Below are 26,867 nucleotides of genomic sequence, written 5' to 3'. Positions count from 1 at the left end.
TTAACTTCGCAATCTCTGTAAGACTTCCGCATAGGCTTCTTCAACTTGGCCCAAATCCCTGCGGAAACGGTCCTTGTCCAGCTTCTCCTGAGTTTTAGTGTCCCAAAAACGGCAGGTATCCGGTGAAATCTCGTCGCCTAACAGCACTTGTCCCTGATAACGGCCAAATTCCAGTTTAAAATCCACCAAAGTAAGCCCGTAACCTGCTAAGTACTGACTTAGGAGTTGATTTACCTCCCAGGCAATTTTTTTAATTTGCTGCATCTCCTCATCAGTAGCTAAACCTAAAGTTGCAATATGATAATCATTAACCATGGGGTCTCCCAGCTCATCGGACTTATAGCAGAATTCCAGGACCGGTTTAGCCAAAACAGTCCCTTCCGGTAAGCCTAAACGCTTCGCCAGACTTCCGGCAGCAATATTTCTGGCAATTACCTCCACCGGAATGATGTCCAAGGCTTTAACCAGCATCTCCCGTTCGCCTAAGAGCTCCACAAAATGGGTGGGAATTCCCTGTCTTTCCAGATACTTGAAAAGGATGGCTGAAATCTGATTGTTATAGTAACCTTTTCCCTGGATAGTACCTCTTTTTTTACCGTCAAAAGCGGTGGCATCATCCTTGTACTCCACCCAGTACAGCCCCCCATTATCTGTCTTAAAAACTTTTTTGGCCTTTCCTTCGTACAACTGCTCAAGTTTTTGCACCACCGTTTTCTCCTCCTTTTAGTTTAAACCGGCCCGGTTAAAGATGTAATCTATATGCTTTAAGTGATAACTGTAGTCAAACAGGTCCTCTACTTCCTCCGGGGACAGCCTAGCCATTATATCCTGGTCAGCCAGGACCAGTTTTTTAAATTCAGTTTTAGTGCGCCAAGCTTCTAAGGCATTGCGTTGGACCCACTGGTAAGCAGTCTCGCGTAAAATCCCTTTATCCACCAGCGCCAGCAGCACCCGCTGTGAGAAAATCAGGCCCAATGTCTTTTCCAGGTTAGTCTGCATATTTTCTTTATGGATTACCAGGTTGTCCATGATCTCAATAAATTTAGCCAGCATATAGTCCAAAAGGATGGTGGAATCAGGCAGGATTACCCGTTCTACGGAAGAATGGGTGAGGTCCCGTTCATGCCAGAGGGCCACATTTTCCAGCCCAGCTAAGGCATTGCCCCGAAGCACCCGGGCCAATCCCGCCACCCTTTCAGCCGTAATAGGGTTCTTTTTATGAGGCATGGCCGAAGAACCTTTTTGTCCTTTGGCAAAGGCTTCTTCTGCTTCCAGGATTTCGGTCCGCTGCAGGTTGCGGATCTCTGTAGCAAATTTTTCCAAGGAACTGCCGATTACCGCCAAAGTAGATAAATAATAAGCGTGGCGGTCGCGCTGAATGACTTGGGTAGAGACCGGCGCCGGTTTTAAACCCAGCTTCTCACAGACATATTCTTCGACCTGCGGATCGATGTTGGCGAAGGTGCCCACCGCCCCGGAAATCTGTCCAACCCGGACATGCTCTTTGGCCGCTTTTAAACGTTCCAGAGACCTGTCCACTTCCGTTACCCACAAAGCCATCTTCAACCCAAAAGTTACCGGTTCGGCATGAACTCCATGGGTTCTTCCCATCATCAGGGTATATTTGTGTTCTTTAGCTAGCCTTACCAAAATTTCCCGCAGTTTTAAAAGTTTCTTTTCCAGGATATCTGCCGCTTCGCACAGCTGCAGACTTAAAGCAGTATCCAGAATATCGGAAGAAGTCATTCCCATGTGAATATATTTGGAAGCATCACCCACCTTTTCGGCTACTGCCGTTAAAAAGGCAATTACATCGTGCCTGGTAACTTCTTCGATTTCCGCAATCCGGTATAATTCAAAATCTGACTTTTCCTGAATGTCCCGCAAAGCATCAGCGGGGATTTTCCCCAGTTTGGCCTGGGCTTCGCAGGCCAGCACTTCGATTTTTAACCATTTCCTAAAGCGGCTCTCGTCACTCCAAACTTGACCCATCTCTTTCAGGGTATAACGCTCAATCATCACTTTACCTCCTACAAACCTGAATGCTTACTTAGTTATTATAAGCTATTCCCTGCCCTCCAAATAAGCTTTAATCCCTATGCGCTGCAGTTTTTCCGCCTTTTGCTGTACTTCCTCAGCCATCTTTTGTTTAAAAGCACGAAGTTTCTCTTGCAGTTCAGGATATTTTACGGCCAGAATCTGAGCCGCAAAAATCCCTGCATTCTTGGCGCCATCAATAGCCATGGTAGCCACTGGAATACCTTTGGGCATCTGCACAATGGAATATAAGGAGTCCATACCTCCCAAGGCTGCGGTGCGAATTGGGACCCCGATTACCGGTAAAGTGGTCAGTGCGGCAATAACCCCCGGTAAGTGGGCGGCAGCGCCCGCTCCGGCGATAATAACCTCCAGCCCCCGCTCCGCTGCACTCTCTGCGTACCGGGCTGTAACATGAGGAACACGGTGGGCTGAAGCTATAATCACTTCATACCCGATGCCGAATTGTTCCAAAACGTCGGCTGCCTCTTTCATAATTTTTAAGTCTGAATCACTGCCCATGACAATACCTACTTGGATATCTGCGGACATAATGAAATTCCTCCTCGTTCAGCTAATAGCTAATAGCCAACAGTCATCAGCTTTGAGCTTATTAAAATTAACCTTTAAAATAGTTTTTCCTGCAAATTATTTTTGTGTACAAATTTTCAGTTTCTGAATTAACAGTAATTAGTGAAAAGCCCAGTCGGGCAGGTTATAGCATAAGCTGAAACCTACCCGTCTGGGCTTTAATCCCTCCGGTGTAACGTGGCAACCACGCCTGTACCACTCGGACATGGACCTTTGAACGAGTCGTTAGTCGTTTGTCATTAGTCGTCAGTTTTTAAGCATTTTACTAAGGACTAACGACCAAGGACTAATGACTACGGAGGCGTAGCCTCCGTCTGCCCTAGGTATACTTTCGGCTTTTGGGACTTTGCAGATATTCTTCTCGCTTATCCTAATTTTAGCAGACATATTCCCGAGATGTCAACACATTTCACGAACATTTAAATAATGTTGGCATTCTTTTGTTCGTCTTTTTAGCTTAAACGTCATATCAACCGGATTCCGGACAGACGGGGTTGCAGTACCCGCACTTGCACCTTTTGTATTTCTTAACTATTCAAGCATTTTTAAAACTTAATTGTCGACAATATACAATGTTTGAAGTAAAATTAAAGAGTAGTATTATAATTTCAGGGGGGGCTATAGAGATGAATAATGAGAGTTTTAAACACAAAAGTTTAAGCTCCATTGTTGTTGAATATATCAGAAGCAAAATACTTTCAGGTGAATATAAAGAAGGGGATCATATCTTGGAAGCCGAAGTGGCTAAAGAGTTAGGTACCAGCCGGGCTCCCGTCCGTGAAGGAATAAAGGAGCTGGAAAACCAAGGATTAATAAAAACAATCCCCCGCAAAGGTAATTACGTTGTCAAATTAACAATGGATGATGTAAAGGAAGTCTTTGATATCAGGCTGCTCTTGGAAAACAGCGTGCTGGAAATCCTCATAAATGATAACAAATTAACCGAAGATGATTTCCAAGAGCTGGAACGTATCATCGACGACATGATCGCCATTTCCCAAGAGGAAAAAGACGAAATACACAAAATCCTGGGCATTAACAAAAAGGATATGGAGTTTCATAAATTCCTATGGCAAAAATCGGGCAGCGCCAGGCGTTTTAAAATCCTCTCCGATCTCTATTCTCAGCTGCAGATGGCTATGGTCATTGATACCAAATTGACAGGGAGCCTAATTAAAACTGCTAAGGATCATTATAACATTATTAAGTATTTACGGGAGAAAGATTTAGAAAATTGTAAGAAAGCGCTAAAAGAACATATTGTAATCTATAAGGATGAAGCGCAGGCGAAACGGCTACAAAACCCGCCGGCGTAATTGCCAAAATATAGAGCAGGTACTGGTTTACCTGCTCTTTTTATTTCTACATGCATATATTGCAACTTAGCCCAGGGAATGTTGTCCCCCATCAGTTTGTATAAAATTATCATTCACAAACAGAGCAGTAATAACAATGGCAATTAAACAAACCACCAGTGCAAACAGGTAGGTTATCTGCACACCTCCCAGTTGACCCAATATGCCTGCCAAGGCAGTTTGGATGATCATCCCTAAAGCAGCCGTCAGTTCCATAAAACCCATATCAAAACCACGGTAGCTTGGCGAAGCGGAATCCGCAATTAGTGCAACTGTCAGAGGGTACATGATCCCTGTTCCAATACCCCCTAATACAGCGGCAGCAGCAATAAGCCAGAACTGTCTAGCCATTAAAAACATGGCCGCAGCCAAAGCCGCCAGTGCAATCCCAGCCAGCAGCACCGGTTTGCATCCGATCCTGCCTGCTGACCAACCTGCCCCTACAAATGCAATCAGGCGACAGCACCAGAATAGGGCAAAAATCACCCCGATGCCCAGGTAAGAAACATTGTAATGGACAGCAACCAGCGATAACAACCCGGAAAGTGAGTAAAGAAATCCGGAGTAAGCAAATCCCACAAAACAAATAGGCCAAATCCTTTTAATTTCTTGCCAGGCAATGCTTCCCGTTTTTAATCTTTTATGGTATGCTGCTTGCTGCGCCACTTTATTTTCATTAAGAAACCACGAGACCAAAAAGAATGCCGCCAAAGACAGGAAAGGGTAAAAGGGAAAAACTGCTTTTAAATCTACATACTGCATTAAATATCCCCCCCAGAGATTCCCCAACGCCACACCTGTGCCGTAAGCGGCAGAAAACCTGCCAGCAGCTAAATTGCTATCTGCTGACGTAGTATTATCAGCTAAGAGGGCCCCTGCTACAGGCCAGAAAATCCCCCTGCTCATCCCTTCCAACGCCCTGAAAAGCATTAAAAGCCAGGCATTTGAAGCAAAGTAATAGCCGGCAGTTGCTGACATAGCTACCGCAGTGCTAAAAAGCAATAATCTTTTCCTCCCCAGGTGGTCCGACAATCTGCCGGCAATAATTGTCATCAAAGCATAAGCAAAAGCATAACCGGTCATGAAAAAGCCGATATAACTGTAGGAAGCGCCCAGCTTTTGTCCCAAAAGTGGAATAGCAGGGGCTGTTAAGCCCTCGCCTATGGACAACAAAAAAATAAGCAGTTCCAAAAGGCGAAGCGTTGAATTTGTACCAGTGCTTGCCTTAATCATTTTAAGCATCCTATTGTTCTTCCCATACAATTTTTTAAACGATTTTTTGCCGCGCAATTTCTATTCTTCTAAAAAAGCCACTGCCCGGACGGGAGAGCCGTCGGCTCCTTCAATCTTTAAAGGGAAGCAGTTGAAGATGAATTTCCGGTTAAGTAAATGCTCCAGGTTTTTTAGATTTTCAACAATGATAATATTTTGGCTCAAAAGCATTTTATGGATAGGAAGCATCGAGGCATCAACCGAATCTACTGAGATGGCGTCAATCCCCACTCCTTTAATCCTGAATTCCAACAAGAATTGAACCGCTTTTTCCGTCAGCACGGGAAAATCCTTGTAATATCCGGCATGCCCCCATTTATGGCTCCAGCCGGTGTAAAAGAGCACAAAATCCACCTGGGACAATTCCTCCCGGTATAGGAGTATCTGTTCCAAATTAATCTTCTGTCCCAGGGCTAAACCGGAACAATCAACGACAATGCCCTTACCTGTAAAATGCCCGATGGGGAACAAATCCACAGTCAGCCCACCCGGAAAAATGTGGGCTGGACTGTCCAGATGGGTGCCCGTATGAGTATACAACCTAAGGGCCATTTCCCTGAAGCCGTGTTCTTCCAAAGTGCAAGCGCTGGCAAAAAGCGGGGGTTCCGTACCGGGGTAAACCGGCATCCCTGGTGAAATAACATGAGTTAAATCAATTACCCTCATTAAACTATCCTCCCGCCAAAGGTTTGACAATTCGTACCCGGTCATTCTCTTGCAATTGCCGCGTAATGTAATCTCTCTGTAAAATTTGGACGTTATTAATCCAAATTGCCACACGGTTACTAAAACCCAGTTCCCGCAATAAATCAACAAGCAAAAAATTTTCGGGCACCGTTGTCTCCTGTTCATTTACATAGATTAACACTTTATCACCCGCACTTTTAAAGGCTTTTTGGCTAAATTATACACTACTTATCAAGGAGCCAGCCTAATGAGAGCTTTCTTAACGTTGCTTCTGTTGGATTGCCGGTTTCCGGATCCCACCCGGCAAACTGATAATAAGTGTTTAATGCAGTCGCAAATTTTTCCTTATCTACGCATACCCCTTTGGAAGGTCCGTCAGGTAGAGGAGTAAACATTCTCTCAGGCAGATAATCGTCCGCTTTGGTGAATCCTTCCCTGGCATTAAAATACCGCATCATGTTAATCCGGCGCTCGCCAACGCGCATTAATTCAAAGAGCGAAGTTTCCCAACCGATGCCATATTTGCACAAATCTATTAAATCCGACGGCCCGTAAAGTTCCCAACATGGGCCCCAGACAAATTGACATAGGCAGAGGGTATCCAAGATTGAAAAATAGCACTGGCTGTCAAAAGCAAAACGGACTTTTTCATCATCGAGTTCAAAGGTGTCTTCATATCCTTTCCAGGTACCAATTTGGGCTATCCAGCGTCTTTCCTGGCTGTCAGGGGGCATAGTCAGGAAAGAATCATGCTCGCTGGACTGATGGTCAGCTCCGAACGGATTTACAGCGTAAATTAGACCAACTGCCGGTTTAAACTGAGGCATGTGGGCCGGCAGTTCCTGGCCTTTTACAGACATGGTCATGCTCAGTGCGTCGCCACCGATTTTTTGGGCTGCCCGATAACTTCCTTCAGCCAACAAATCGCCGAAACCTTTCCGCTTAGCAATCATTTCCACAAGCTTTGGCACAACTTCACTATTGCCGAAGTTCAGTTCTAAACCACCGGTATCATTTTTATTAATCAGTCCTTTTTCATAACACTCCATAGCAAATGCAATTGTTGCACCACATGAAATTGTATCAAGACCGTACATATTGCATAATTGGTTTGCCAAAGCTACAGTTTCAAGGCTGGTAATTCCGCAATAGGAACCAAAAGTAGCACAAGTTTCGTATTCCGGTCCTCCATAGAAAGGATCCACTTTACCGGGTACTTCCACCACCCGTTTGCATCTTACCGCGCAGCCGTAACATGTATCGCGTTCAACCAGAATTGTATCGTACATAGTTGTACCTGTGATTTTCTCCGCACCCTCCGGGAACCAACCGGTAGTCCAGTTCTTGGTGGGCAAAAATCCTGCCTCGTGGAATCCCAGCAGATCTCCGTCTGTTCCATATTTACCTAAGCCGTCAACAGTCGGATTATTTTTCAGCCTTTCTAATATATTTTTTGTTAAAGTTGAAAAACCTTCTTTATCAAAGGGAGCAATTGGCTTTGCTTTTTTAACCGCTACCGCTTTTAGATTTTTCGAACCCATAACTGCACCGGTTCCGTTCCGCCCGTTGGCCCTGTTGGACATGTTGATAATACATGCATACTTCACTAATTTCTCTCCAGCCGGCCCTATTTGGGCAACCTCCAGACGGTCGTCACCAATTTCTTCTTTTATTAGTTTTTCAGCTTCCCCGGTTACTTTGCCCCAGAGATGTTCAGCAGGCCTTAGCTCCGCTTTTTCTCCGTCAATATAAAGATATACCGGTTTTTCTGCCTTCCCCCTAAATAGCACAGCATCCCAACCGTTAGCTTTGAGATGGACCGGGAAAAAACCACCGGCTTGGCTGTCTCCAATGGTCCCTGTTAAGGGGCTCTTTGTAGTAACGGTAACCCGGCTTATCCCGCTAATGGGCAGGCCTGTTAACGGTGACACAGAAAATACAAGCATATTATTCGGAGATAAAGGATCTACACCTGGCTCCATTTCCTGCAGCAATAAATAGACCCCTAATGCTGATCCGCCTGGGTAAAGGCGATATATTTCTCCCGGAAGAATTTTTGTGCCAATTCTTTGATTAGTAAGGTCAACATCTAGGATTCTCGCATCTGGGAACATGTGCAAAATCTCCCCTCAATTACACAATTATTTTTCAGACTTCCCTCAAAAAATAACCCTTGTGTCCGCTGCTCGGGATGACTTCGCCGACAGCGTTTAAACTATTCATTGTTTAACTTCTAGCGGCACGCGGCTCTCGCTTTATCCTACCGTTCCAGCGCTTCGTGAGTCCATGCTGCTCGGTCGGACAGAGGTCAGGGGACACACCCCTATGCAAGATTTATATTTGTTCGGGGAATGTCCCCAATTAATACTCTGCACAGAGCACTCTAAGGCTCGTCAAAAAGAGCAGCTACGACACAACGGGTTGAATTGCAAAACCGGAAAATAGTAAAGCGCAGGGGTAATTTACAATTACCCCTGGCTAACTAAACACAGTGTACAACTATTGCATTGCTTTTTCGGCTTCAATAACTTCTTGAGCTAATTTCTCCATAATGGCCTTACCTTTTTCGCCAACCATTTCAACATATTTATCTCTGGCTTTCATGCTTGCCTCCCTGAAAGCAGCAGTCTCTTCAGGTGTGAGCTCAACAATGGGAATATCGCTCTTGCTCTTGATTTTTTCCAGCGCTTTATCATTTAACTCCTGTTGAATATCAAAAGAATATTCTCTTAATTCTTCAACGGTGTCTAACACCATTTGCTGAATATCTTTGGGCAGAGAATTAAAGAACTGGGGATTTGTTGCGGTTGTTGTTACGTATAGGCTGTGATTTGAAAGTGTCAGATACTTTTGCACTTCATAAAACTTCATTTCTTCAATAGCAAACAGCGGGTTTTCCTGACCTTCGATCATGTTCAACTGCAAGCCACTGTATACTTCCATATAAGGCACAGGGGTCGGGTTGGCGCCATAAGCTTCGTATGCTGCTACGATCATTGGTGAGGGCATTGTTCTCATTTTAAAGCCTTTAAAATCTTCAGGCTTCTTCAGGGGCTTGCTGCTGGTCCAGTTCATAAACCCTTCAGTCCAGTAGGCTAGAACCTTAATATTCTTTTCCTCATACAGTTTTGAAAGGTCCTCATTTAAGGCCTTGCTTTCTTTCATAACTTTCTTATTGACTTCCATGTTGGGAGATAACAGGTAATGCAGAGAAAACAGCTGGTTTTCCGGAACTAATGTACCGGTATTACCAGGGGACACGATCGCAAACTCAATACCGCCGTTTTGCAGCAGTTCAGCTTGTTGGGTAGCATCACCCAACTGTCCTACCGGGTAAATTTCAATTTTTATTTTTCCGTTGGATTTCTTCTCAATGATCTCTTTAAATTTCTTAACATAGAGGTCTTGAACACTGCCGTCAATCTCTTCATGGGCAAATTTCCAAACATAAGTTTTACCCGCGTCGGCACTGCCGTTTCCGCCGGAAGATTGCCCGCTCTTACCGCCACAACCTACGAGTAAAGTGCCAATTAATAACATTGACGTCAACACCACTAAAATTTTTTTCATTTTCATACTTAAATCCCCCTTATTTTTTACGCAGCTTCCCAAAACTCCCATTGCCAGTTTCAACTTTTTGAGGAAATAGTACTTCTAAAAGCCGAGAAACCACCTCCTTTTTTAATTGACACTATAACATTTTAACAGCTTTTTTATTATTAGTACTTTGAAACATTTGCCTGCTGAAAAACAGCAACCCATACTTCATACTTATAAAGAATATTCACAACCAAGATACATCCGGGCGTAATTGCTTACGTCCTTTGCTACGCCGGCAATGTCTTCTTTATCAATTATTACCCGCTTAATAAGTTCGGCTATTTGCTTCATTTCCGCCTCTTTCATTCCCCGCCGGGTGACTTCCGCTGTCCCAATCCTAATTTCATTGTCCAGTTGACCAAAGTCGTCTGAGCAGAGGATATTAGCTTCTTCGAGCTGCAATGATACTTTCTTGCCACCGCCAAACTCGCGTACATCTACCAGAATAAGGTGAGTTTCAGAGTAACCTTTTCTTGCGCCTACAACCTTAAATCCACATTCTTCCATAGCTTTACCTAAAGCTTTGGAATTTTTGATAACCTGTTCCCCGTAAGCCCTGCCGAATTTTTTCATTTCCAACATGGCTACAGCTAAAGCAGGGAGACGGTTCAAATGGTGGCTGGTTACCAAAGCGGATGCTAAAGTATTGCCAATTTTTTCAAATAATTCAAGGTTCCTTGAAGCTATAAATCCACCCTGTGGACCGGGAAATGATTTATGGGTGCTGCCAAACATTACATCCACACCCTCGTCTAAAGGATTAGGAAACACTCCCCCGGCAATCAGGCCAGTCACATGGGATGAATCGTGGGCTAAAATGATCCCTTCTTGTTGGGCAATTGCCTTTACCTCTTTAATTGGCTCAGGAAATAACATGCCTGACCCGCCGAAGATGATCATTTTAGGCTTTTGCTCATGAATCATTTTAAGAAGATTATCTAAGTCAACCATGCGGTCTTCATCAAAAGGTATGGAGTCAACCCTGATGGTCTGGTTAAAATGTGACACTGTCCGCATAGGGCCAACCAAACCGTGACCCCAATCCTTTAAATGAATCTCAAAGACCAGGTCGCCAGGAGAAAGCAATCCTAAAACAGTAGCCACCCCGGCCATATGGCCTCCAATAGGTCTCAAGTCCACATATGTCGCTTTAAACACTTCGCCAACTAATTTCTGTGTGGCAATCTCAAACTCATGGATAAATTTGTTTCCCCGGTACTCTCTTTCTTCAGGCTTTAATGTTACATAGCAGCCGTAGCGGTTGCCAAAGTCCGAAGTCAAATAGTTACGGACAGTGGGGCTGGAGTAGTTTTCAGATGCTATTAGGTTCAAGCAACTTTCTCTGTAGGCTATGTGTTTTTGCAACAATTCGTCTATGTCTTTTATGCTCCAAATCATTTGTCACTCTCCCAGAACAACGTTTTATTGCATTTAATAATCGACTGTTACCTAAAAAGAATACAATATATAGATATCGGTCGATTGTCGACTTTTTTATATGACTAACTTCTCATTACACCGGAAACATCGGTGTCTTTCTAATCATTTAAGAAAGCTAAAGCGGTACGCACATGCAGCTCTACACCGGTGGCCAGGGTATCCTCATCAATGTTAAACCGGGGATGGTGGTGAGGATAATCGGTACCCTTCTCCTTATTGCCAGTGCCTACAAAGTAGTAGGCGCTGGGTACCCGGTGGGTGAATTCCGCAAAATCGTCACCTGCCATACAGAGATATGGTACAATTACACTTTCGCTGCCCAGAGTCTCTTTAACAGCTGTTCTTACCAGCTCCACCATCTTAGGATCATTCATTACAGACGGGTTGCTGGGGATATACTTCATCTCATACTCCGCTCTCATTGCTGCGCAGATACCCTTAATCACTCTTTCAAATTTTTCCTTGAGCAGCTCTTTATTCCTGACCTCATCTTCGTAGAGATACCTGATGGTGCCCCCCAGCTCTACTTTATCGGCTATAATGTTGCGACCCGTGCCACCCTGTATTTTCCCGAACATGATTAAGGTGGGGGTTAAAACACTGGACTCCCTGGTCTGCACGGTCTGCAAGCTCTGCACAATAGTAGCCGCTACTATAATCGGGTCCACAGCCGTTTGAGGTGAAGAGGTATGGCCTGCCTTACCGATAATTGCCAGCTCAAACTCTTCGTTAGCTGCCATGGTAGGACCGGCCACCAACCCTATTTTCCCGCTTTCAATAGGCGTCCATAGATGGAGTCCAAAGGCAGCATCCACACGGGGGTTTTCCAGAATACCCTCGTTGATCATGTCCAAAGCACCGGCAGTCTCCTCGTTGGGCTGAAATACAAACTTGATGTTTCCTTTTAGCTGATCCCTGCAGCGGGACAAGATTTTCGCCGCAACCAGCAGCATAGCGGTGTGACCGTCATGGCCGCAGGCGTGCATTTTACCCTCGTAAACTGATTTATAGGGAACGTCATTCATTTCAGTCTGGGCAAGGGCATCCATATCGGCACGCAGGAGCACCGTCCGGCCCTGTTCTCGTCCCCGCAGTAAGCCCACCACGCCTGTTTTGGCTACAGTCTTAACCTCCAACCCGCATTCCTCAAGATAATTTGCTACAATTTTAGAAGTCCTGTATTCCTCATACCCCAGTTCGGGATGCATATGAAAATCCTGTCTCAGCTTAATCAACTCATCGTTTAAAAGGGCAACTTCCTTTTTTATATCCATTACGGATGCCTCCAAACAATGTAACCAAAGCTTTAGAGTTTTTCTTAGACGAGATATTAACCTGATGGTTAATAATCTCAGCGCGCTAATATCACCTCATAACTACATCTCTTAAAAACAACGCAATTTGCGGGAAGAAAATCAGAAGAATATTCCCAAGCACAAATATGGCTATATATGGTGGAGCCTTTCTGATGACCTCAAAATAAGGCCTCTCAAATACGGCAACTGCTGTGAAAATATCACACCCGAAGGGCGGAGTGGAAGCCCCAATAGCTGCCTGCAAAGTGATAATTATCCCCAAGTGAATCGGGTCAATCCCTGCCTGCATTGCCAGCGGGAAGAAAATAGGGGTCAATACCAGTATGGCCACAATGGAATCGACGAACATGCATGCAATAAAATATGAAATTGTTACTGCAAACAATACAGTTAAGGCACTAGGGTTTGAACCAAGTAAATTGTCGGTCAAAAGCTGGGGAATCCGGGCAAATGTAATCACCCAGGAAAAAGCATTTCCGCCCGCTACCAGAATAAATACTGCCGAAGTTACCAAACCTGTTGACAAGGCAATCCTTGGAATATCTTTGACTGTTATTGACTTGTAGATAAACAGCTCAAGAATAAGGGCGTAAAGGACTGATACCGCTGCCGCCTCAGTGGGGCTGAAGAACCCGGTATAGATTCCGCCTAAGATGATTAGAGGGAAGCCAAAGGTATACAAAGCCCTTTTCGTTACCCTGAATCTTTCCCGCCAGCTGGCTTTTGGGATTACAGGAATATTTTCTCTCTTGGCCATGAACCAGTTATAGACTGCCAGGAATAATAATATTAACAACCCGGGACCAATTCCTGCTATAAAGAGTTCACTGACCGAAGAACCTGTTACCACGGCATACATCAACATAGCGATGCTGGGAGGTATAAGCAGCGCCAGTTCGGCAGCGTTGATGATCAATGCCATGACGTTACTGTCATGATAGCCGGCCTGCAGCATCCTTTGTCGCATAGGTTTGCCAATAGCAACCACCGTTGCCTGGCATGAACCGGAAATGGAGCCGAAAAAGGCACAGGCGGCAGAGGTAGTAATAGCAAGACCTCCGCGGATATGACCTACAAAAGCCTCCACAAAGTCCAGTAGCCGGTTAGCCGTCTGACCTACGCACATTAAATCGGCGGCAAAGATAAACATGGGCACTGCCAAGAGTACAAAAGGTTGCACGCCCGCAATCAGCTGCTGCGTTAAAAGTGCCGGATCAAGCTGGGGTATATAGAGCAGCATGACTATCAAAGGGGCTACAAGCATTGACATGAACATTGGGAAACCCAAGATGAGAAAAAACAACATAGTTGCAACCAGTGTTAAAACCATCCGCTTTCACCTCCGGCACTTTCAAATTTTCTCTGATCAGAAAGGTAAACGTCTTTTTCCCTGATATTTTTAATGAAGTTGCGGGCATACTGAATTCCGGCAGTAAAAAACCCCAGCGGTACAAAGATGAAGAAATATTCCATTGGAATTCTTAAGGCAGGCGATACCCTGCCTAGCATGGCTACTTTTTGTACATACTGCATCGCCAAATAAGCTAAATAAAACATGGAAACTGAAGTTAAACTGGAAATAACAAGCATAAATATCTTTTTGACCTTCAAAGGCACCAAATCGAAAACAGCTGACATGTTGATATGTCTTGCCTTTTTAGCACAGTAACTTATGCCCATGAAAGTATTGACAATGACCAGAAATTGCCCGACCTCTTCAGCAAAAGTCAGGCTGCTGTTTAAAACAGTCCTGAAAAAAACATTAACAATCAGGATTATTGCCATTAGGATAATAGAGGCGCTTAGCACAAACTCCTCAAACTGGTCAATAACCTTATCTATTTTTCTCATCGTGTTCCCCCCTCCGCAAATTGGTTAGAACCTGCTGCAGCAGTAAAACAATTAACAATTTAAAACAATTAACAATTTAAAACAATTAACAATTTATTTAACGAAAAGTTTTCTGGGGAAGTTCACAAACAGTTCACAGCCCTTTTCAGTTACCCTGAAAGGCTCACTGATCTCCACACCGTAATCGTCCTGCCAAATGCCAGGGATCATGTGGAAAGTCATATTTGGCTGTAATACTGTCTTGTCTCCAGGTCTCAAGCTTGCAGTATGCTCACCCCAGTCAGGAGGATAATTGAGCCCCATGGAGTACCCTATGCGGGAATCTTTGATAAAGCCGCTTTTCTCTATTGTTTTCTTCCAAACATGCTCAACCTCTTCACAGGTTACTCCCGGCTTAATAAAATCTATGGCAGCATTTATTCCTTCCACCACTACGTCAGCCAGTCTCATTACTTTTTCAGAAGGTTCACCGATGACAAGAGTTCTGGCCAACGGTGAATGATAACGCTTGTAACAGCCGGCCAGCTCCAGGATCACCGTATCCCCTTTTTTGTACCTTTCATCCGACCAGGTCAAGTGGGGTGTGGAAGTTTTTTCTCCTGAAGGCATCAATGGCACAATCGCCGGGTAGTCGCCGCCATACTCCTCCGTACCGCTTACCTGGGCATGATAGATTTTGGCTGCCACATCACATTCCCTTACTCCTGCATCAATAGCGTCAATGGCAATCTGCATTGTTTTTTCCACTATTCTGGCAGCTTTCTTCATGTATGCAATTTCGTTATCAGATTTAATTATTCTGACCCAGTTCACCAAGTTGGTTGCATCTTTTAACTTAGCATTGGGTAAACCCAAGTTTAACCTTTCGTAGCACTTGGCAGTAAAGTAATAAGCATCCATTTCCACACCGACTGTTTTATTTGCTTTACCTTTTTCTTTTAAAATGTCGGCAACGAAGTCCATGGGATGCTTAATCAAAGATTGTACATAATCATCGGTATATGCCCTGATATTACCTGAATGTAACCAGGTAGTCCTTTTAGCTCCGTTGGCATCCTGCCCACGGCCTACCCAAATGGGTTGCTCTTCATCGATCATTAAAATTACAAGCTGATGCACATAAAATGACCATCCGTCATAACCGGTAAGATAGTTCATGTTTGCCGGATCGGTGACCAGCAGCACCTCAATTCCCTGGGCATTCATCCTCTCTTTAACCTTGTTGATTCTTGCCTTGTACTCAGATAACTCAAATGGCAGCAACGTTTCTCACCCTTTCGTTTTTGTTTAGTTCTAAAACTTATAAGTATTACGGCGACGTTTCTCCGCCGTTAGTCGATTGTCGACTTACTTCCTTATTTCGACATGTCCACAAAAAATCCTTTTGCTTATGTTTGAAAATTTAAGATTTTTATAATCCAAATCCTAAGTCCCTAGTCCTCAGCAGCGACAAAAAGCCGCGTCCTTCGTCGTTATTCCCTAGTCCCCAGTTACGGTCTGCGACCGAGTCCTTAGTTGCATGAATGGCTTTTGTGAAAAAAGCCAACGGCTAATTGCTGAGAGCTGATGGCTGACAGCTGAAAGCTGAAAACTTACGACTAACGACGATGTAGCCTGCTGGCGACTGGGGACTGGTGACTAATAAAAGAATTTATCATAATTAAGTACTTGTTCTACTGGAAATATTTAATCCCTGCTTCAAATATCTTCTGGTCTTTTTCACCCGGAACATTGACTGCCACATTGGGACCAATTCTTTCCGAATGAGCCATTTTTCCTAAAATTCTACCGTCAGGACTGGTGATACCCTCTACAGCTTCCACTGAGCCATTGGGGTTAAACCGGATGTCGTAACTGGGGTTGCCGTCAAAATCAACATACTGGGTAGCAATTTGACCATTATAAATCAGCTCGGCAATTAGTTCTTTGCCGGCTACGAATCGGCCCTCACCATGGGACACGGCAACAGTATGCACATCCCCCAGCTTAACATTGTTAAACCATGGAGAAAGGGTGGATACAACTTTAGTTCTGACCATGCAGGAAATATGACGGCCTATTTTATTAAAAGTAAGAGTGGGGCTATCTGCTGTCAAATCCCGGATCTCTCCATAGGGAAGCAGCCCGAGTTTAATCAAAGCCTGAAAACCGTTACAAATTCCCAACATCAGCCCGTCTCTCTCTTTTAAGAATCTCATAACTTCTTCTTTGACCTTAGGGTTTCTAAAGACGGTGGCGATAAATTTTCCCGAGCCATCGGGCTCATCCCCGGCACTAAACCCTCCGGGCAGCATGATTATCTGAGAATTTTTGATTAATTTTGCCAGTTCCTCCAGGGATTGTTCAACCTGCGCCACCGTCAAATTCCTGAAGACAAGAGTTTCAACTATTCCCCCGGCTTTTTCAAAGGCCCGGGCAGATTCATACTCACAGTTGGTCCCTGGAAAGACAGGAAGCAAGATTCTGGGCTTTGCGATTTTCACAGCCGGTTTACGGGTATTTTTCTTCCCATATTCAATTAACTTCGGTTTGTCTGGTATAACTTCAGTTTTGGTAGGGAAGATTTTTTCCAGCGGTTTCTCCCATGCAGCATAAGCTTCATCAAGAGCAATCTCAATTCCATCAATAGCAATCTCCGCTTTCTCCTGGGTGAAACCTAACACTTTATATTCCACTTCACCAAATATTTCCGGCAAATCCTCAGTTGCCTCGATTTCCAAAATGATGGAGCCGTAGTCCGGTCTAAAGAGAGCTTTAGGGTCCATAAAATTTTCAAAAACCATGCCAATCCGGTTGCCAAAACTCATTTTACTTACAGCTTCAGCAATCCCGCCCATTTTTACAGTATGGGAGGCCAGAACTCTGCCGGCCTGAACCAGTTCATGGATTTTACTATAGTTTTTGCCCAAAGCTGTAAAATCGGGGAGTTCGTTTTCAGTTCTTGGTGCAGGAACCAAGACTACCTTGCTGCCTGCTTTTTTAAATTCCTGGGAGACAACGGTACGGACATCTACCGGGTTAACTGCAAAGGCTACCAACGTCGGTGGTACATTTAAATCCTTAAAAGTCCCGGACATGCTGTCCTTGCCGCCTATGGCCGGGATTCCTAATTTTTCTTGCGCATAATAAGCTCCCAAAAGGGCGCTGAAAGGTTTTCCCCATTTTACAGCATCTTTGCCCAGCTTTTCAAAATACTCCTGCAGGGTGAGCCGGATATTTTTATAGTCCCCGCCCAGAGCAACAACCTTAGCAACGGCCTCCACAACCGCGTATACCGCTCCATGGAAAGGGCTCCATTTGGAAAGTTTAGGATTAAAGCCATAAGTCATGATTGTGCCGGTTGTTGTCTCTCCGGAAAGTACCGGAATTTTAGCCACCATTCCTTCAGCAGGTGTGGCTTGATATTTTCCCCCAAAAGGCATCAGAACCGTCCCCGCGCCAACAGTGCTGTCAAAAATTTCAACCAGCCCTTTTTGGCTGCACACGTTTAAATCTTGTAAATTGGCCAGCCAAGCTCTTCTTAAATCTGGCAATTCTTTTTCCACAGCCGGAGACACATTTTTAAAGTAGTTTTCCTTTTCGGCAGGTTCTGTTACAACCACTTGGGCTCTTTGTTTTACACCGTTGGTATTTAAAAAATCGCGGCTCAGATCTACAATTAGCTTACCTCTCCAGTACATCCTGAGTCTCCGCTCAGCAATTACTTTGGCAACAGGAGTAGCTTCAAGGTTTTCCCTGCTTGCAAAGTCTATGAACTTTTGCACCTTTTCAGGGGCCAACACCACCGCCATTCTTTCCTGGGATTCGGAGATGGCCAGTTCGGTACCGTCCAAGCCTTCGTACTTTTTAGGTATGGCATCTAAATCAATTTCCAGTCCGTCGGCTAACTCCCCTATAGCCACAGCAACGCCACCAGCGCCAAAATCATTGCATTTTTTAATCATTGCGCTAGCCTTTGGATTTCTAAACAATCTTTGGATTTTCCTCTCTTCCGGGGGATTTCCTTTTTGCACCTGTGCTCCACAGGTGAAAATAGATTCTTCCGTATGTTCTTTGGAAGAACCGGTAGCGCCTCCGCAGCCATCCCGCCCGGTCCTGCCTCCCAAAAGGATTATTACATCACCTGGCTTTGGCTTTTCCCTTTTGACATTTTTTTTGGGTGCGGCAGCTATTACCGCGCCCACTTCCATTCTCTTGGCCACATAATCCTCGTGGTAAATTTCAGCAACCTGCCCGGTAGCAAGCCCCACTTGATTCCCGTAGGAGCTGAAACCGGCAGCTGCCCCTGTGGTTATTTTCCGCTGCGGCAATTTACCGGGAAGTGTATCCTCTACCTTAGCCCTGGGATCGCCGCTGCCGGTCACCCGCATAGCTTGATACACGTAAGCTCTCCCCGACAACGGGTCCCTGATGGCGCCGCCCAAACAGGTAGCAGCACCGCCAAAAGGTTCTATTTCCGTAGGATGGTTGTGGGTTTCGTTTTTGAACATTACCAGCCAATCCTCATTAACACCGTCTACATCTACGTTCACTACTATACTGCAGGCATTTACTTCATCCGACTCATCCAGATCTTGCAGCAGGCCTCTTTTTTTCAGCTCTTTCATTGCTATGACAGCGATATCCATCAGGCAGACATCTTTCTCGTTATCTCCATAGACGAATTCCCTGGACGCAAGATATTTCTCATACGCCTGCTCAATGGGCTTAGTAAAAACGCCTTTTTCTATGGATACACGGTCAATTTTGGTAAAAAATGTTGTATGGCGGCAGTGGTCCGACCAATAAGTATCAATGGCCTTGATTTCGGTCATGGTGGGATTTCTTTTTTCCACATCCCTGAAATAGGTTTGGCAAAACTTCAGGTCTTCCAGGCTCATGGCCAGTTCTAGGTCATCTAAGAATTTTTGTAATTCTTCAGGGGTCTTAGTAATAAAACCCTCAAAGACCTCTACCTCCTGTGGAAGCTCAACCCCCATTTCCAAAGTCTCCGGCTTTTCCAGAGCAGCCTCCCGGGATTCCAAGGGGTTGATCAGATACTCTTTAACCTTTGTTAATTCAGCATCCGATATTTGACCTTGCAGGATGATCACTTTGGCCGAAAGGACAATGGGCCGCTCCTTTTGGGTTAGGATCTGCACACACTGAGCGGCAGAATCAGCCCTCTGGTCGTATTGACCAGGCAAAAATTCCATGGCAAATACGCTGTCAGCTTCATTGAACTCCAATTTTTCATCGTAAACGCAGTCTACCGGTGGTTCGGCAAAAATTGTGTTACGGGCTTTTTCGTATTCTTCGTCAGTCAGGCCAACAAAATCATAACGGTTAACCACCCGTACTCCTGTAAGTCCCTTAATTCCAAGGTTTTCTTTCAGGTCCAAATAAATATTTCGGGCCTCACTATCGAAGCCTTTTTTCTTTTCTACGTAAATTCTTCTCACTTTAGCTGTCATTGTGGGACCCCCGCAATTTTATATTCTAGTTTGTTATGTTTACCGAAAAACAATCTGCTTAACAATTAAATTGTAGCATGCTATTATTAATAAGAATAGTTAATAATATTTATATTATTTATTAGGGGTGCTTATGTATGAGTATAAACTTTGAGCTTTATAAAGTATTTTATTACGTAGCCAAACATTTAAGCTTTTCAGAAGCGTCAAATCAGCTATACATCTCCCAGTCTGCCGTCAGCCAGGCAATTAAATCCCTGGAAGAAAACTTGGGATGCAAACTTTTTATGCGCCATACCAAGCAAGTTAAGTTAACTCAAGAAGGGGAAATACTGTTCAAGCATGTGGAGCAGGCCTTTAATTTTCTCAAGGCCGGGGAACGGAGTATAAGTGAAGTCCATTCTTTACAGCGTGGGGAAGTAAAAATAGGAGCCAGCGATACCATCTGCAAATACTTTTTACTGCCTAGTTTTAAAAAGTTCAATGAGCTCTACCCCAACATTACGATTCGTGTTACCAACAGGACTTCCCCCGCCTGTCTCGAATTGCTGCAAAAGGGTCTGGTAGATGTAAGCATCATTAATTTGCCAGAAAAAGAAACTTACAGAAATATAAGTTTTACAAAAATCAAAGCCATCCATGACGTATTTATTGCCGGAAAAAAGTTTGAATACTTGAAGCACAAGACGCTAAGCCTTAAAGATTTAGAAAAATATCCCTTGTTAATGCTGGAAAAACACAGTGTAACCAGAACATTCTTTGATAATTTTCTCAGGAAAAATAACGTCTTCATTACTCCCGAAATTGAGCTTGGCAGCGTTGATTTGCTGATTGAGATGGCGAAAATTGGCCTGGGGATTGCTTTTGTAAGCAAGGAATATATTGCGCGGGAACTGCAGAAGGAGGAGGTTTTTATCCTGAATCTTAAAGAGGAAGTACCTGAGAGATACTTGGGTATAGCAGCCAACGCCTCTATTCCTCTGCCTGCGGCGGCACAAAAGTTCGCAGAGCTGCTGGGACACAAATAACCCCGGGCAAACCGCCCGGGGTTTTAACTCCAAGAATTCCCTATGCAATCTCTTTAAAAATGTCTTCCTTGACGATCTTTCCTGCATCATTAAAGCTTAATCTCGTGATTTTGCAAACCTTCTTTACATCTTGAACTTTTTTAGCTTCCACAACTATGTATTTTTTGGAGTAATCATTAGTTTTGGCAGCTACGTCACGAATTATTTTCATTAAGGAGAAATTGTGATCAGGGTCCTTCAGGGTCAGCACTGCCGAATCCTTTTTACTGAATAATGCAGTCAACAATTCCTCATAATCCTTGTCTTTCAGGTCGCCCACCAGATAATAGTCGGCTTCTGCTTCGAGATCGGCAGGGATATTCTTGACTTGCTTAAGTTTTGCTTGCGCAGGGTTTATGCAAGTGACTAAATGGGACAACAAAATTAAAATACCATGGCCTTTATGTCCGGCGACCACGATGTTTTCCTTGTTTTCAATGCACTGCTCTAAAAACTCAGCCTGCTCCGGTGTAATAAAATCAGTGTTTGCCAGTTCTTGCAGCTTCTTACTCTTAATCATTATGGTATCTTCTCCTTTGCTTAACTCTAGTCACCACTAGCGCAACAGCGGCCAAAACATCGGACTTATTACAGTTATATTATACCATTTAATTACTGTAGTTATTATAACATTTAATTAAAAGTTCGGAAATTAAATTTTATTTATTTTTTTATTCCCACTCGATCGTTGCCGGTGGTTTGGAGGTTATATCGTAAGCAACCCGGTTGACATGCTTTACCTCGTTGACGATCCTGGAAGACATCTTTTCCAGGAGCTCGTAGGGGAGCCTGGCCCAATCGGCAGTCATGGCGTCATGGCTGGTTACAGCCCGAATAACAACCGTATAAGCGTAGGTCCTTTCATCCCCCATTACCCCTACGCTTCTCATGTTAGGCAAAACAGCAAAATACTGCCAAACCTCCTTGCCCAATCCAGCCGCTTGAATCTCTTCCCGCACAATGGCATCGGCTTCCCGTAGGATTTCCAGCTTCTCCTCTGTTATTTCGCCCAAAATGCGGATACCCAAGCCAGGTCCGGGGAAAGGCTGGCGCCAGACAATCCCAGGGGGTAATCCCAGTTCCTCTCCAACTGCCCTTACCTCATCTTTAAACAAGGAGCGCAGAGGCTCAATTAATTCAAAATGCATATCTTCCGGCAATCCGCCTACGTTGTGGTGGCTCTTAATGGTGGCCGCAGTCTCGGTACCGCTTTCGATGACATCGGAGTAAAGAGTTCCCTGTACCAGGTAGTCGATTTGCCCCAGCTTCCTGGCCTCTTCCTCAAAAACTCGGATAAATTCCTCGCCGATTATTTTTCTTTTTCTTTCCGGATCCTCAACACCTTGTAATTTATCCAGGAAGCGTTTAACGGCATCCACATAGATTAGGTTCAAACCGAACCGTCCCCGGAAAGTTTCCTGCACCTGTTCCGCTTCTCCTTTGCGCAAAAGACCGTGATTGACGAAAACACAAGTCAGCTGGTCGCCAATGGCTTTATGTACAAGAAGAGCAGCTACAGCCGAGTCCACCCCGCCGCTTAAAGCACAGAGGACCTTGCGATCGCCCACCTGGGCCCTGATTGTTTCCACTTCCTCCTGTATAAAAGAAGTCATGCTCCACTCGCCGGTACACTTGCAAACATCGTAGAGGAAATGCTTGAGCATATCCTGTCCATAGGGTGTATGCACCACTTCAGGATGGAATTGTACTCCGTATAATTTACGGTCACTATCGGCCATAGCCGAAACAGGGCTGTAGGCTGTTTTAGCCGTGACAATGAAACCGGGAGGGGGAATTTTGATATAATCGCCGTGGCTCATCCAGCACTGCTGTTCTTTTGGCAAACCCCGCATAAGGGGGTCTTCTGCAACAACCTCCAACCGGGTTTTCCCATATTCCCTGGCTTGAGCTTGCTCAACCTGGCCTCCCAAATCATGGGCCATCAGCTGCATACCGTAACATATACCCAGAATAGGAATGCCACTGGTATAAAGCTTTTGGTCAATGCGTGGGGCTCCTTTCCCGTAAACACTGGAGGGACCTCCGGAAAAGATTATTCCTTTTGGTTTTTTCTCCAGAATAGTCTCCAGTGGGGTAAAATAAGGAAGCATTTCACAGTAAACATTAGCCTCCCGCACCCTCCTGGCAATCAGCTGATTGTATTGTCCACCAAAATCTAAAACCAGCACCAGTTCCTCTTTTGCGTCATGCTTCATTCCTGATTCTCCTTCAATTGTTTTCGTAAGCTTCCGGTTTTAAAATGCAGACATCAGGAAGGTTGCGATACAGTTCAGCAAAATCCAAACCGTAACCTACCACGAAAGCATCGGGTATGGTAAAGCCTTTATAATCTACTCTGATATCTACTTTGCGCCGCTCAGGTTTGTCTAACAATGTGCAGATTTTTAAGCTGGCGGGCTTTCGGGCCTGCAGGTTTTCGATAAGATATTTCAGGGTCAGTCCGGTATCAATAATATCCTCCACAATTAGGACATTGCGCCCATTAATATTTGTTTCCAAATCTTTTAAAATCATGACGGCCCCCGATGAAGTTGTAGCGTCACCGTAGCTGGATACAGCCATAAAATCGATGGCTAAAGGATGGTCAATCTCCCGGATTAAATCAGCCATGAAAGGCAATGCTCCTTTTAATACACAGATGATCAATAAGTCTTTGCCCTCGTAATCCTTAGCTATTTGCGCGCCCAATTCTTTTGCCTTGGCCTTGATCTGCTCGCTGGTCACCAACACTTCCTGAATATTGTCTTTTAACGGATTAGTCAACTAAAATTCCTCCTATCAACATGCTTCCTTGCGGTAGTGCAGCTTAAAATATTTTTTGTTAACTCAAGGACTTTATACCCTGGTAATAACGTATTCAGCTAGATAGAACAAAACATAATTCGCTAATTTAACTTAAATTCCTGCAACTCCAAATAATTTTCGAATAATTTAATTGCTTTTTTATTAAATGTTCGACAGCGAAGGAAAAATTGCTTAGATAGAGCTGCTGAAATTACAATTTTTCCTTCTTTACAAAATTTAAATTTCAAGTTAATATTTATGCTATACATTTGTATAACTTGTACAAATGCGATGCAGGGGAACAGTAGGCAGTGGATGGCTACAGAGAGCCGATGGTTGGTGGAAATTGGCGCCCAAAGCTGTTGAATCCACCCTGAAGCAGGCGGGGAAATAACCCGTTCCGGCAGATGCCGTTATCAATCTGAGAGGTCATAATGTTTTTATGACAAAACAAGGTGGCACCACGTGAGCAAAGCTCCCGTCCTTGACATTGGTCAGGGCAGGAGCTTTTTTATTTTAAACTTTCCAAAACCATTTTTAAAGAGGTGAAAAACATGCAAAAAGAACCATTATTGATGACTCCTGGCCCCACTGTAGTGCCTCCCGCAGTATTGGCGAAACAAAGCCAAGCCATGATCCACCACCGGACACAGGAGTATGGGGAAATTTTCGCTGAGCTTAACCAAAACCTCCGGGATGTCTTCCAAACAAAAAACCTGGTTTTAACCTTTCCCGCTGCAGGCACAGGCGGCTTGGAAGCAGCCGTCGTCAACTTTTTTTCTCCCGGTGACAAGGTTCTGGTGATAAGTGTGGGAGTTTTTGGGGAACGCTTCGCTGCTATCGCCCAAGCCTTCGGTTTAAGTGTGGATAAACTGGCTATACCCTGGGGTGAAGCAGCAGACCCGGAAGCAATAGAAGCGCGCTTAAAAAGAATGGCATACAAAGGGGTATTTGTTACCCACAATGAAACTTCTACCGGAGTTGTTAACAATATTGCTGCCATTGGCAAAATTTTAGCAGATACCGATACGCTATTCGTGGTGGATGCAGTTAGCTCTTTAGGCTGCATTGACTTACGGACTGATGCCTGGAGAGTAGATGTTGCCATTACTGCCTCTCAAAAAGGCCTTATGGCCCCACCCGGGCTTGCTTTCTTAAGCATCAGTGACAAAGCCTGGGCCGCAGCAGAACGGGCTACCTGCCCACGTTTTTATTGGGACGTTTTCAGCGTAAGAAAGGCTATGGAAAAGAGTCCCCCTCAAAACCCTTATACCCCGGCCATATCCCTGGTACGTGGAGCTAATGAAGCGCTGCGGATGATCCTTGCAGAGGGATTACCCCAAGTCTTTGCACGTCACTACCGTTTAGCAGAAGCCACTCGTCGGGCAATAGAGGCCATGGGCCTGGAGCTTTTTGCAAAGGTTGGAGCAAGATCTGATTGCATAACCTCTATAGCAATGCCACCGGGTCTAAACGCAGAAAACATTGCAAAATTAATGGAGCTGCACTACGGAGTAATTGTTGCCGGCGGTCAGGAAAGCTTAAAGGGAAAAATCCTGCGCATCGGGCACATGGGGTATGTCAATGAACATAATATCCTCCAGGTAATTGCAGCTTTAGAACAATCATTAAAAGAGGAGAATTATCCTTTACGGCTGGGAACCGGTATAACAGCAGCTTTGGAATATTGGGGCCAAAACCAAGGCCTTTGATTAAAAATACAGTAATTACGAGGAGGAAAATCTATGAAGATCCTTGTCGCAGAACAGATTTCAGAAAAAGGAATTGAAATCTTACAACAAGGCGGCGCCCAGGTTGATGTGCGCCTGCAGCTTCCCCGTGAAGAGCTGCTGGCCATCATTAAAGATTATGATGCCATTATCGTGCGCAGCGTCACCAAGATTAACGAGGAATTTTATGAAAGGGCAAAAAATCTGAAAGTAGTTGGGCGCGCCGGCAACGGGGTGGACAATATTGAAATGGACGGCGCCACCAAAAGAGGAATTATAGTGGTCAATACTCCCGAAGCCAATATCATTTCGGCGGCAGAGCATACAGTTGGCCTGCTCATCAGTTCCTGCCGCAATATTCCTCAGGCCAACACCTGCCTGAAAAACCGGAAATGGGACCGCAGTAATTTTAAAGGAGTGGAGTTAAACGGCAAAACAGTAGGAATTGTAGGACTTGGCCGTATTGGTTCTTTAGTGGCTACCCGCCTTCAGTCATTCGGTATGCGGGTTATCGCCTATGATCCCTATATCACCGATGCCCGGTTCAAAAAATTTGGCGTAGAGAAAAAGGAAACCTTGAATGAATTAATCACAGAATCAGATTTTATCACCGTTCATACCCCAAAAACAGAAGAAACTTTTGGTATGATCAGCACAGAGCAGCTTAGCATTGCTAAAAAAGGAGTACGGGTAGTAAACTGCGCCAGGGGTGGTATCATCGACGAGGTAGCATTGGCGGAGGCCTTAAAACAAGGAATAGTTGCCAGCGCTGCCTTGGATGTTTTGGTAGATGAACCAAATACCACTTCACCTCTGCTTGATTTTGACAATGTAATAGTTACTCCTCATCTTGGGGCAGATACTATAGAAGCTCAGGATAACGTAAGTGTGACTGTTGCCCAGGAAGTGCTTAGCGCTCTGCGGGGGGATATGGTTCCCAACGCGGTAAACCTGCCTGCCCTCCGCCACCATGAGTTGGAGGTTTTAAAGCCCTATCTGCGTCTGGGTGAAACATTAGGCAAGCTCTACCATCAATTGGAAAGAGAACCCGTAAGCAAAATTGAGATTACATATAGCGGTGAAGTTACGGGATTAAAGATGTCAGTAATAACTCTGGCAGTACTCAAAGGCCTTTTTGAGCCCATCCTGAAAGAACGAGTAAACTATGTCAATGCCAGTTTCATTGCCGAACAGCGGGGAATTAGCATCACGGAAAGCACAGAAAGCGAAATAAAGAATTACACCAGCCTGGTTAAGTTAAAAGTAACCGCTGAAGACAAACTCTATACCTTTACAGGCACTCTTTTCGGCAAAGAGGAAATAAGAATAGTAGAAGTCTGCGGCTATGAGTTTGACATTAACCCCTCCGCATGCCTGCTGGTTGTAGAAAACATGGATAAACCTGGTATTATCGGACAGATAGGGACCTTACTTGGTGCCAGCAAGATAAATATTACCGCCATGCAATACAGCCGGAACCTAGAAACGAGACAAGCCATGATGATCTTGAGTATTGACGCACAAATTAGCAAAGAAGTGTTAGGGTTGATTCGCAGTATTGATGGCGTCATTGCCGCACGCATTGTAAAACTCTAAAAATAACTGTAACGTCTATGTCCTATCGTTCCCACTGTCTGAATTTAGAGCACCAGGGTGCTCTAAT

21 protein-coding genes and 1 other annotated feature are annotated in these 26,867 nt (G+C 44.6%); of the genes, 4 read left to right on the top strand and 17 right to left on the bottom strand.

Translation table 11 applies throughout. The annotated features are described in order from the left end of the window. The 3 genes from purC to purE are packed head-to-tail and all read right to left on the bottom strand — an operon-like array spanning window position 1 to window position 2,589. The gene (gene purC / locus EYS13_RS00205) at window positions 1–705 is read right to left on the bottom strand and encodes a phosphoribosylaminoimidazolesuccinocarboxamide synthase (RefSeq protein WP_227767727.1); all 705 of its coding nucleotides are present in this window, start codon (window positions 703–705) and stop codon (window positions 1–3) included. Window positions 706–723: 18 nt separating this feature from the next. Then, entirely contained in the window at window positions 724–2,019 is a 1,296-nt protein-coding gene (purB, locus tag EYS13_RS00200) for an adenylosuccinate lyase (protein WP_227764811.1), read from the bottom strand. Between the two features lie 45 nt (window positions 2,020–2,064). After that, on the bottom strand, window positions 2,065–2,589 hold the full coding sequence (gene purE, locus EYS13_RS00195; protein ID WP_227764810.1) for a 5-(carboxyamino)imidazole ribonucleotide mutase: 525 nt from the start codon (window positions 2,587–2,589) through the stop codon (window positions 2,065–2,067). A 665-nt stretch (window positions 2,590–3,254) separates the two neighbouring features. Here purE and EYS13_RS00190 point away from each other — a divergent pair. Continuing rightward, the gene (locus EYS13_RS00190; protein ID WP_227764807.1) at window positions 3,255–3,944 is read left to right on the top strand and encodes a GntR family transcriptional regulator; all 690 of its coding nucleotides are present in this window, start codon (window positions 3,255–3,257) and stop codon (window positions 3,942–3,944) included. Between the two features lie 66 nt (window positions 3,945–4,010). On the opposite strand, the gene EYS13_RS00185 is transcribed toward EYS13_RS00190, so the two are convergent. The 11 genes from EYS13_RS00185 to EYS13_RS00135 form a co-directional block, all read right to left on the bottom strand. After that, the gene (locus tag EYS13_RS00185) at window positions 4,011–5,216 is read right to left on the bottom strand and encodes an MFS transporter (protein WP_227764805.1); all 1,206 of its coding nucleotides are present in this window, start codon (window positions 5,214–5,216) and stop codon (window positions 4,011–4,013) included. 60 nt (window positions 5,217–5,276) lie between these two features. Continuing rightward, the gene (locus EYS13_RS00180) at window positions 5,277–5,921 is read right to left on the bottom strand and encodes a cyclase family protein (protein ID WP_227764803.1); all 645 of its coding nucleotides are present in this window, start codon (window positions 5,919–5,921) and stop codon (window positions 5,277–5,279) included. Between the two features lie 4 nt (window positions 5,922–5,925). Beyond that, window positions 5,926–6,123 carry a sulfur carrier protein ThiS gene (thiS, locus tag EYS13_RS00175; RefSeq protein ID WP_227764801.1) on the bottom strand — a complete coding sequence of 66 codons (198 nt, stop codon included), beginning with the start codon at window positions 6,121–6,123 and terminating at the stop codon, window positions 5,926–5,928. A gap of 43 nt (window positions 6,124–6,166) precedes the next feature. Next, a complete protein-coding gene (locus tag EYS13_RS00170; RefSeq protein ID WP_227764800.1) occupies window positions 6,167–8,056 on the bottom strand; it encodes an aldehyde ferredoxin oxidoreductase family protein in 1,890 nt (629 codons plus the stop codon). Window positions 8,057–8,441: 385 nt separating this feature from the next. Next, window positions 8,442–9,518 (bottom strand): TRAP transporter substrate-binding protein, encoded by a 1,077-nt coding sequence (locus tag EYS13_RS00165; RefSeq protein ID WP_227764797.1) that lies wholly within the window; start codon window positions 9,516–9,518, stop codon window positions 8,442–8,444. Between the two features lie 195 nt (window positions 9,519–9,713). Continuing rightward, window positions 9,714–10,940 carry a serine hydroxymethyltransferase gene (locus EYS13_RS00160; RefSeq protein ID WP_227764795.1) on the bottom strand — a complete coding sequence of 409 codons (1,227 nt, stop codon included), beginning with the start codon at window positions 10,938–10,940 and terminating at the stop codon, window positions 9,714–9,716. A gap of 140 nt (window positions 10,941–11,080) precedes the next feature. After that, window positions 11,081–12,256, bottom strand: a complete 1,176-nt coding sequence (locus EYS13_RS00155) for a M20 metallopeptidase family protein (RefSeq protein WP_227764793.1) — start codon at window positions 12,254–12,256, stop codon at window positions 11,081–11,083. A 91-nt stretch (window positions 12,257–12,347) separates the two neighbouring features. After that, the gene (locus EYS13_RS00150; RefSeq protein ID WP_227764791.1) at window positions 12,348–13,628 is read right to left on the bottom strand and encodes a TRAP transporter large permease; all 1,281 of its coding nucleotides are present in this window, start codon (window positions 13,626–13,628) and stop codon (window positions 12,348–12,350) included. After that, window positions 13,619–14,149: a TRAP transporter small permease gene (locus tag EYS13_RS00145; protein WP_227764789.1), complete on the bottom strand. Its 531-nt coding sequence runs from the start codon at window positions 14,147–14,149 to the stop codon at window positions 13,619–13,621. Before EYS13_RS00145 ends, EYS13_RS00150 begins: the two co-directional genes overlap by 10 nt. A 93-nt stretch (window positions 14,150–14,242) precedes the next feature. Further along, window positions 14,243–15,412 carry a M24 family metallopeptidase gene (locus tag EYS13_RS00140; protein ID WP_227764787.1) on the bottom strand — a complete coding sequence of 390 codons (1,170 nt, stop codon included), beginning with the start codon at window positions 15,410–15,412 and terminating at the stop codon, window positions 14,243–14,245. Window positions 15,413–15,822: 410 nt separating this feature from the next. Continuing rightward, a complete protein-coding gene (locus EYS13_RS00135; protein ID WP_227764785.1) occupies window positions 15,823–19,602 on the bottom strand; it encodes a phosphoribosylformylglycinamidine synthase in 3,780 nt (1,259 codons plus the stop codon). Between the two features lie 137 nt (window positions 19,603–19,739). Between EYS13_RS00135 and EYS13_RS00130 the strand changes: the two genes are divergently transcribed. Beyond that, window positions 19,740–20,630 carry a LysR family transcriptional regulator gene (locus EYS13_RS00130; RefSeq protein ID WP_227764783.1) on the top strand — a complete coding sequence of 297 codons (891 nt, stop codon included), beginning with the start codon at window positions 19,740–19,742 and terminating at the stop codon, window positions 20,628–20,630. Between the two features lie 40 nt (window positions 20,631–20,670). Here the strand turns inward: EYS13_RS00130 and EYS13_RS00125 are convergent, their stop codons facing one another. From EYS13_RS00125 to hpt, 3 genes are all read right to left on the bottom strand, one after another. Then, entirely contained in the window at window positions 20,671–21,189 is a 519-nt protein-coding gene (locus EYS13_RS00125; protein WP_227764781.1) for a hypothetical protein, read from the bottom strand. Between the two features lie 151 nt (window positions 21,190–21,340). Beyond that, window positions 21,341–22,885 (bottom strand): glutamine-hydrolyzing GMP synthase, encoded by a 1,545-nt coding sequence (gene guaA / locus EYS13_RS00120; RefSeq protein WP_227764780.1) that lies wholly within the window; start codon window positions 22,883–22,885, stop codon window positions 21,341–21,343. A gap of 13 nt (window positions 22,886–22,898) precedes the next feature. Beyond that, a complete protein-coding gene (hpt, locus tag EYS13_RS00115) occupies window positions 22,899–23,453 on the bottom strand; it encodes a hypoxanthine phosphoribosyltransferase (RefSeq protein WP_227764778.1) in 555 nt (184 codons plus the stop codon). A gap of 303 nt (window positions 23,454–23,756) precedes the next feature. Then, window positions 23,757–23,963, top strand: a binding site (T-box leader). 65 nt (window positions 23,964–24,028) lie between these two features. Here hpt and EYS13_RS00110 point away from each other — a divergent pair. Together EYS13_RS00110 and serA are read left to right on the top strand one after the other, a co-directional pair. Next, window positions 24,029–25,186 (top strand): pyridoxal-phosphate-dependent aminotransferase family protein, encoded by a 1,158-nt coding sequence (locus tag EYS13_RS00110; RefSeq protein WP_227764776.1) that lies wholly within the window; start codon window positions 24,029–24,031, stop codon window positions 25,184–25,186. A 33-nt stretch (window positions 25,187–25,219) separates the two neighbouring features. After that, complete coding sequence (serA, locus tag EYS13_RS00105; protein ID WP_227764774.1) at window positions 25,220–26,800, top strand: phosphoglycerate dehydrogenase; 1,581 nt, start codon at window positions 25,220–25,222, stop codon at window positions 26,798–26,800. The last annotated feature ends 67 nt before the right edge of the window (window positions 26,801–26,867 follow it).

This window comes from Zhaonella formicivorans, from assembly GCF_004353525.1.
In the GTDB taxonomy this organism is placed as follows: Bacteria; Bacillota; DUOV01; order DUOV01; family Zhaonellaceae; genus Zhaonella; species Zhaonella formicivorans.
Note: the sequence above shows the minus strand (reverse complement) of the source record. Positions and strands in the feature narration are given on the sequence as shown.

Coding starts and splice junctions, on each gene's coding strand:
- EYS13_RS00165 (WP_227764797.1), bottom strand. CDS start 9,518: ATGAAAATGAAAAAAATTTTAGTGGTGTTGACGTCAATGTTATTAATT.
- EYS13_RS00130 (WP_227764783.1), top strand. CDS start 19,740: ATGAGTATAAACTTTGAGCTTTATAAAGTATTTTATTACGTAGCCAAA.
- EYS13_RS00125 (WP_227764781.1), bottom strand. CDS start 21,189: ATGATTAAGAGTAAGAAGCTGCAAGAACTGGCAAACACTGATTTTATT.
- guaA (WP_227764780.1), bottom strand. CDS start 22,885: ATGAAGCATGACGCAAAAGAGGAACTGGTGCTGGTTTTAGATTTTGGT.
- purE (WP_227764810.1), bottom strand. CDS start 2,589: ATGTCCGCAGATATCCAAGTAGGTATTGTCATGGGCAGTGATTCAGAC.
- purB (WP_227764811.1), bottom strand. CDS start 2,019: ATGATTGAGCGTTATACCCTGAAAGAGATGGGTCAAGTTTGGAGTGAC.
- EYS13_RS00180 (WP_227764803.1), bottom strand. CDS start 5,921: ATGAGGGTAATTGATTTAACTCATGTTATTTCACCAGGGATGCCGGTT.
- EYS13_RS00160 (WP_227764795.1), bottom strand. CDS start 10,940: ATGATTTGGAGCATAAAAGACATAGACGAATTGTTGCAAAAACACATA.
- EYS13_RS00185 (WP_227764805.1), bottom strand. CDS start 5,216: ATGATTAAGGCAAGCACTGGTACAAATTCAACGCTTCGCCTTTTGGAA.
- EYS13_RS00155 (WP_227764793.1), bottom strand. CDS start 12,256: ATGGATATAAAAAAGGAAGTTGCCCTTTTAAACGATGAGTTGATTAAG.
- EYS13_RS00190 (WP_227764807.1), top strand. CDS start 3,255: ATGAATAATGAGAGTTTTAAACACAAAAGTTTAAGCTCCATTGTTGTT.
- EYS13_RS00150 (WP_227764791.1), bottom strand. CDS start 13,628: ATGGTTTTAACACTGGTTGCAACTATGTTGTTTTTTCTCATCTTGGGT.
- EYS13_RS00145 (WP_227764789.1), bottom strand. CDS start 14,149: ATGAGAAAAATAGATAAGGTTATTGACCAGTTTGAGGAGTTTGTGCTA.
- EYS13_RS00135 (WP_227764785.1), bottom strand. CDS start 19,602: ATGACAGCTAAAGTGAGAAGAATTTACGTAGAAAAGAAAAAAGGCTTC.
- EYS13_RS00170 (WP_227764800.1), bottom strand. CDS start 8,056: ATGTTCCCAGATGCGAGAATCCTAGATGTTGACCTTACTAATCAAAGA.
- serA (WP_227764774.1), top strand. CDS start 25,220: ATGAAGATCCTTGTCGCAGAACAGATTTCAGAAAAAGGAATTGAAATC.
- EYS13_RS00110 (WP_227764776.1), top strand. CDS start 24,029: ATGCAAAAAGAACCATTATTGATGACTCCTGGCCCCACTGTAGTGCCT.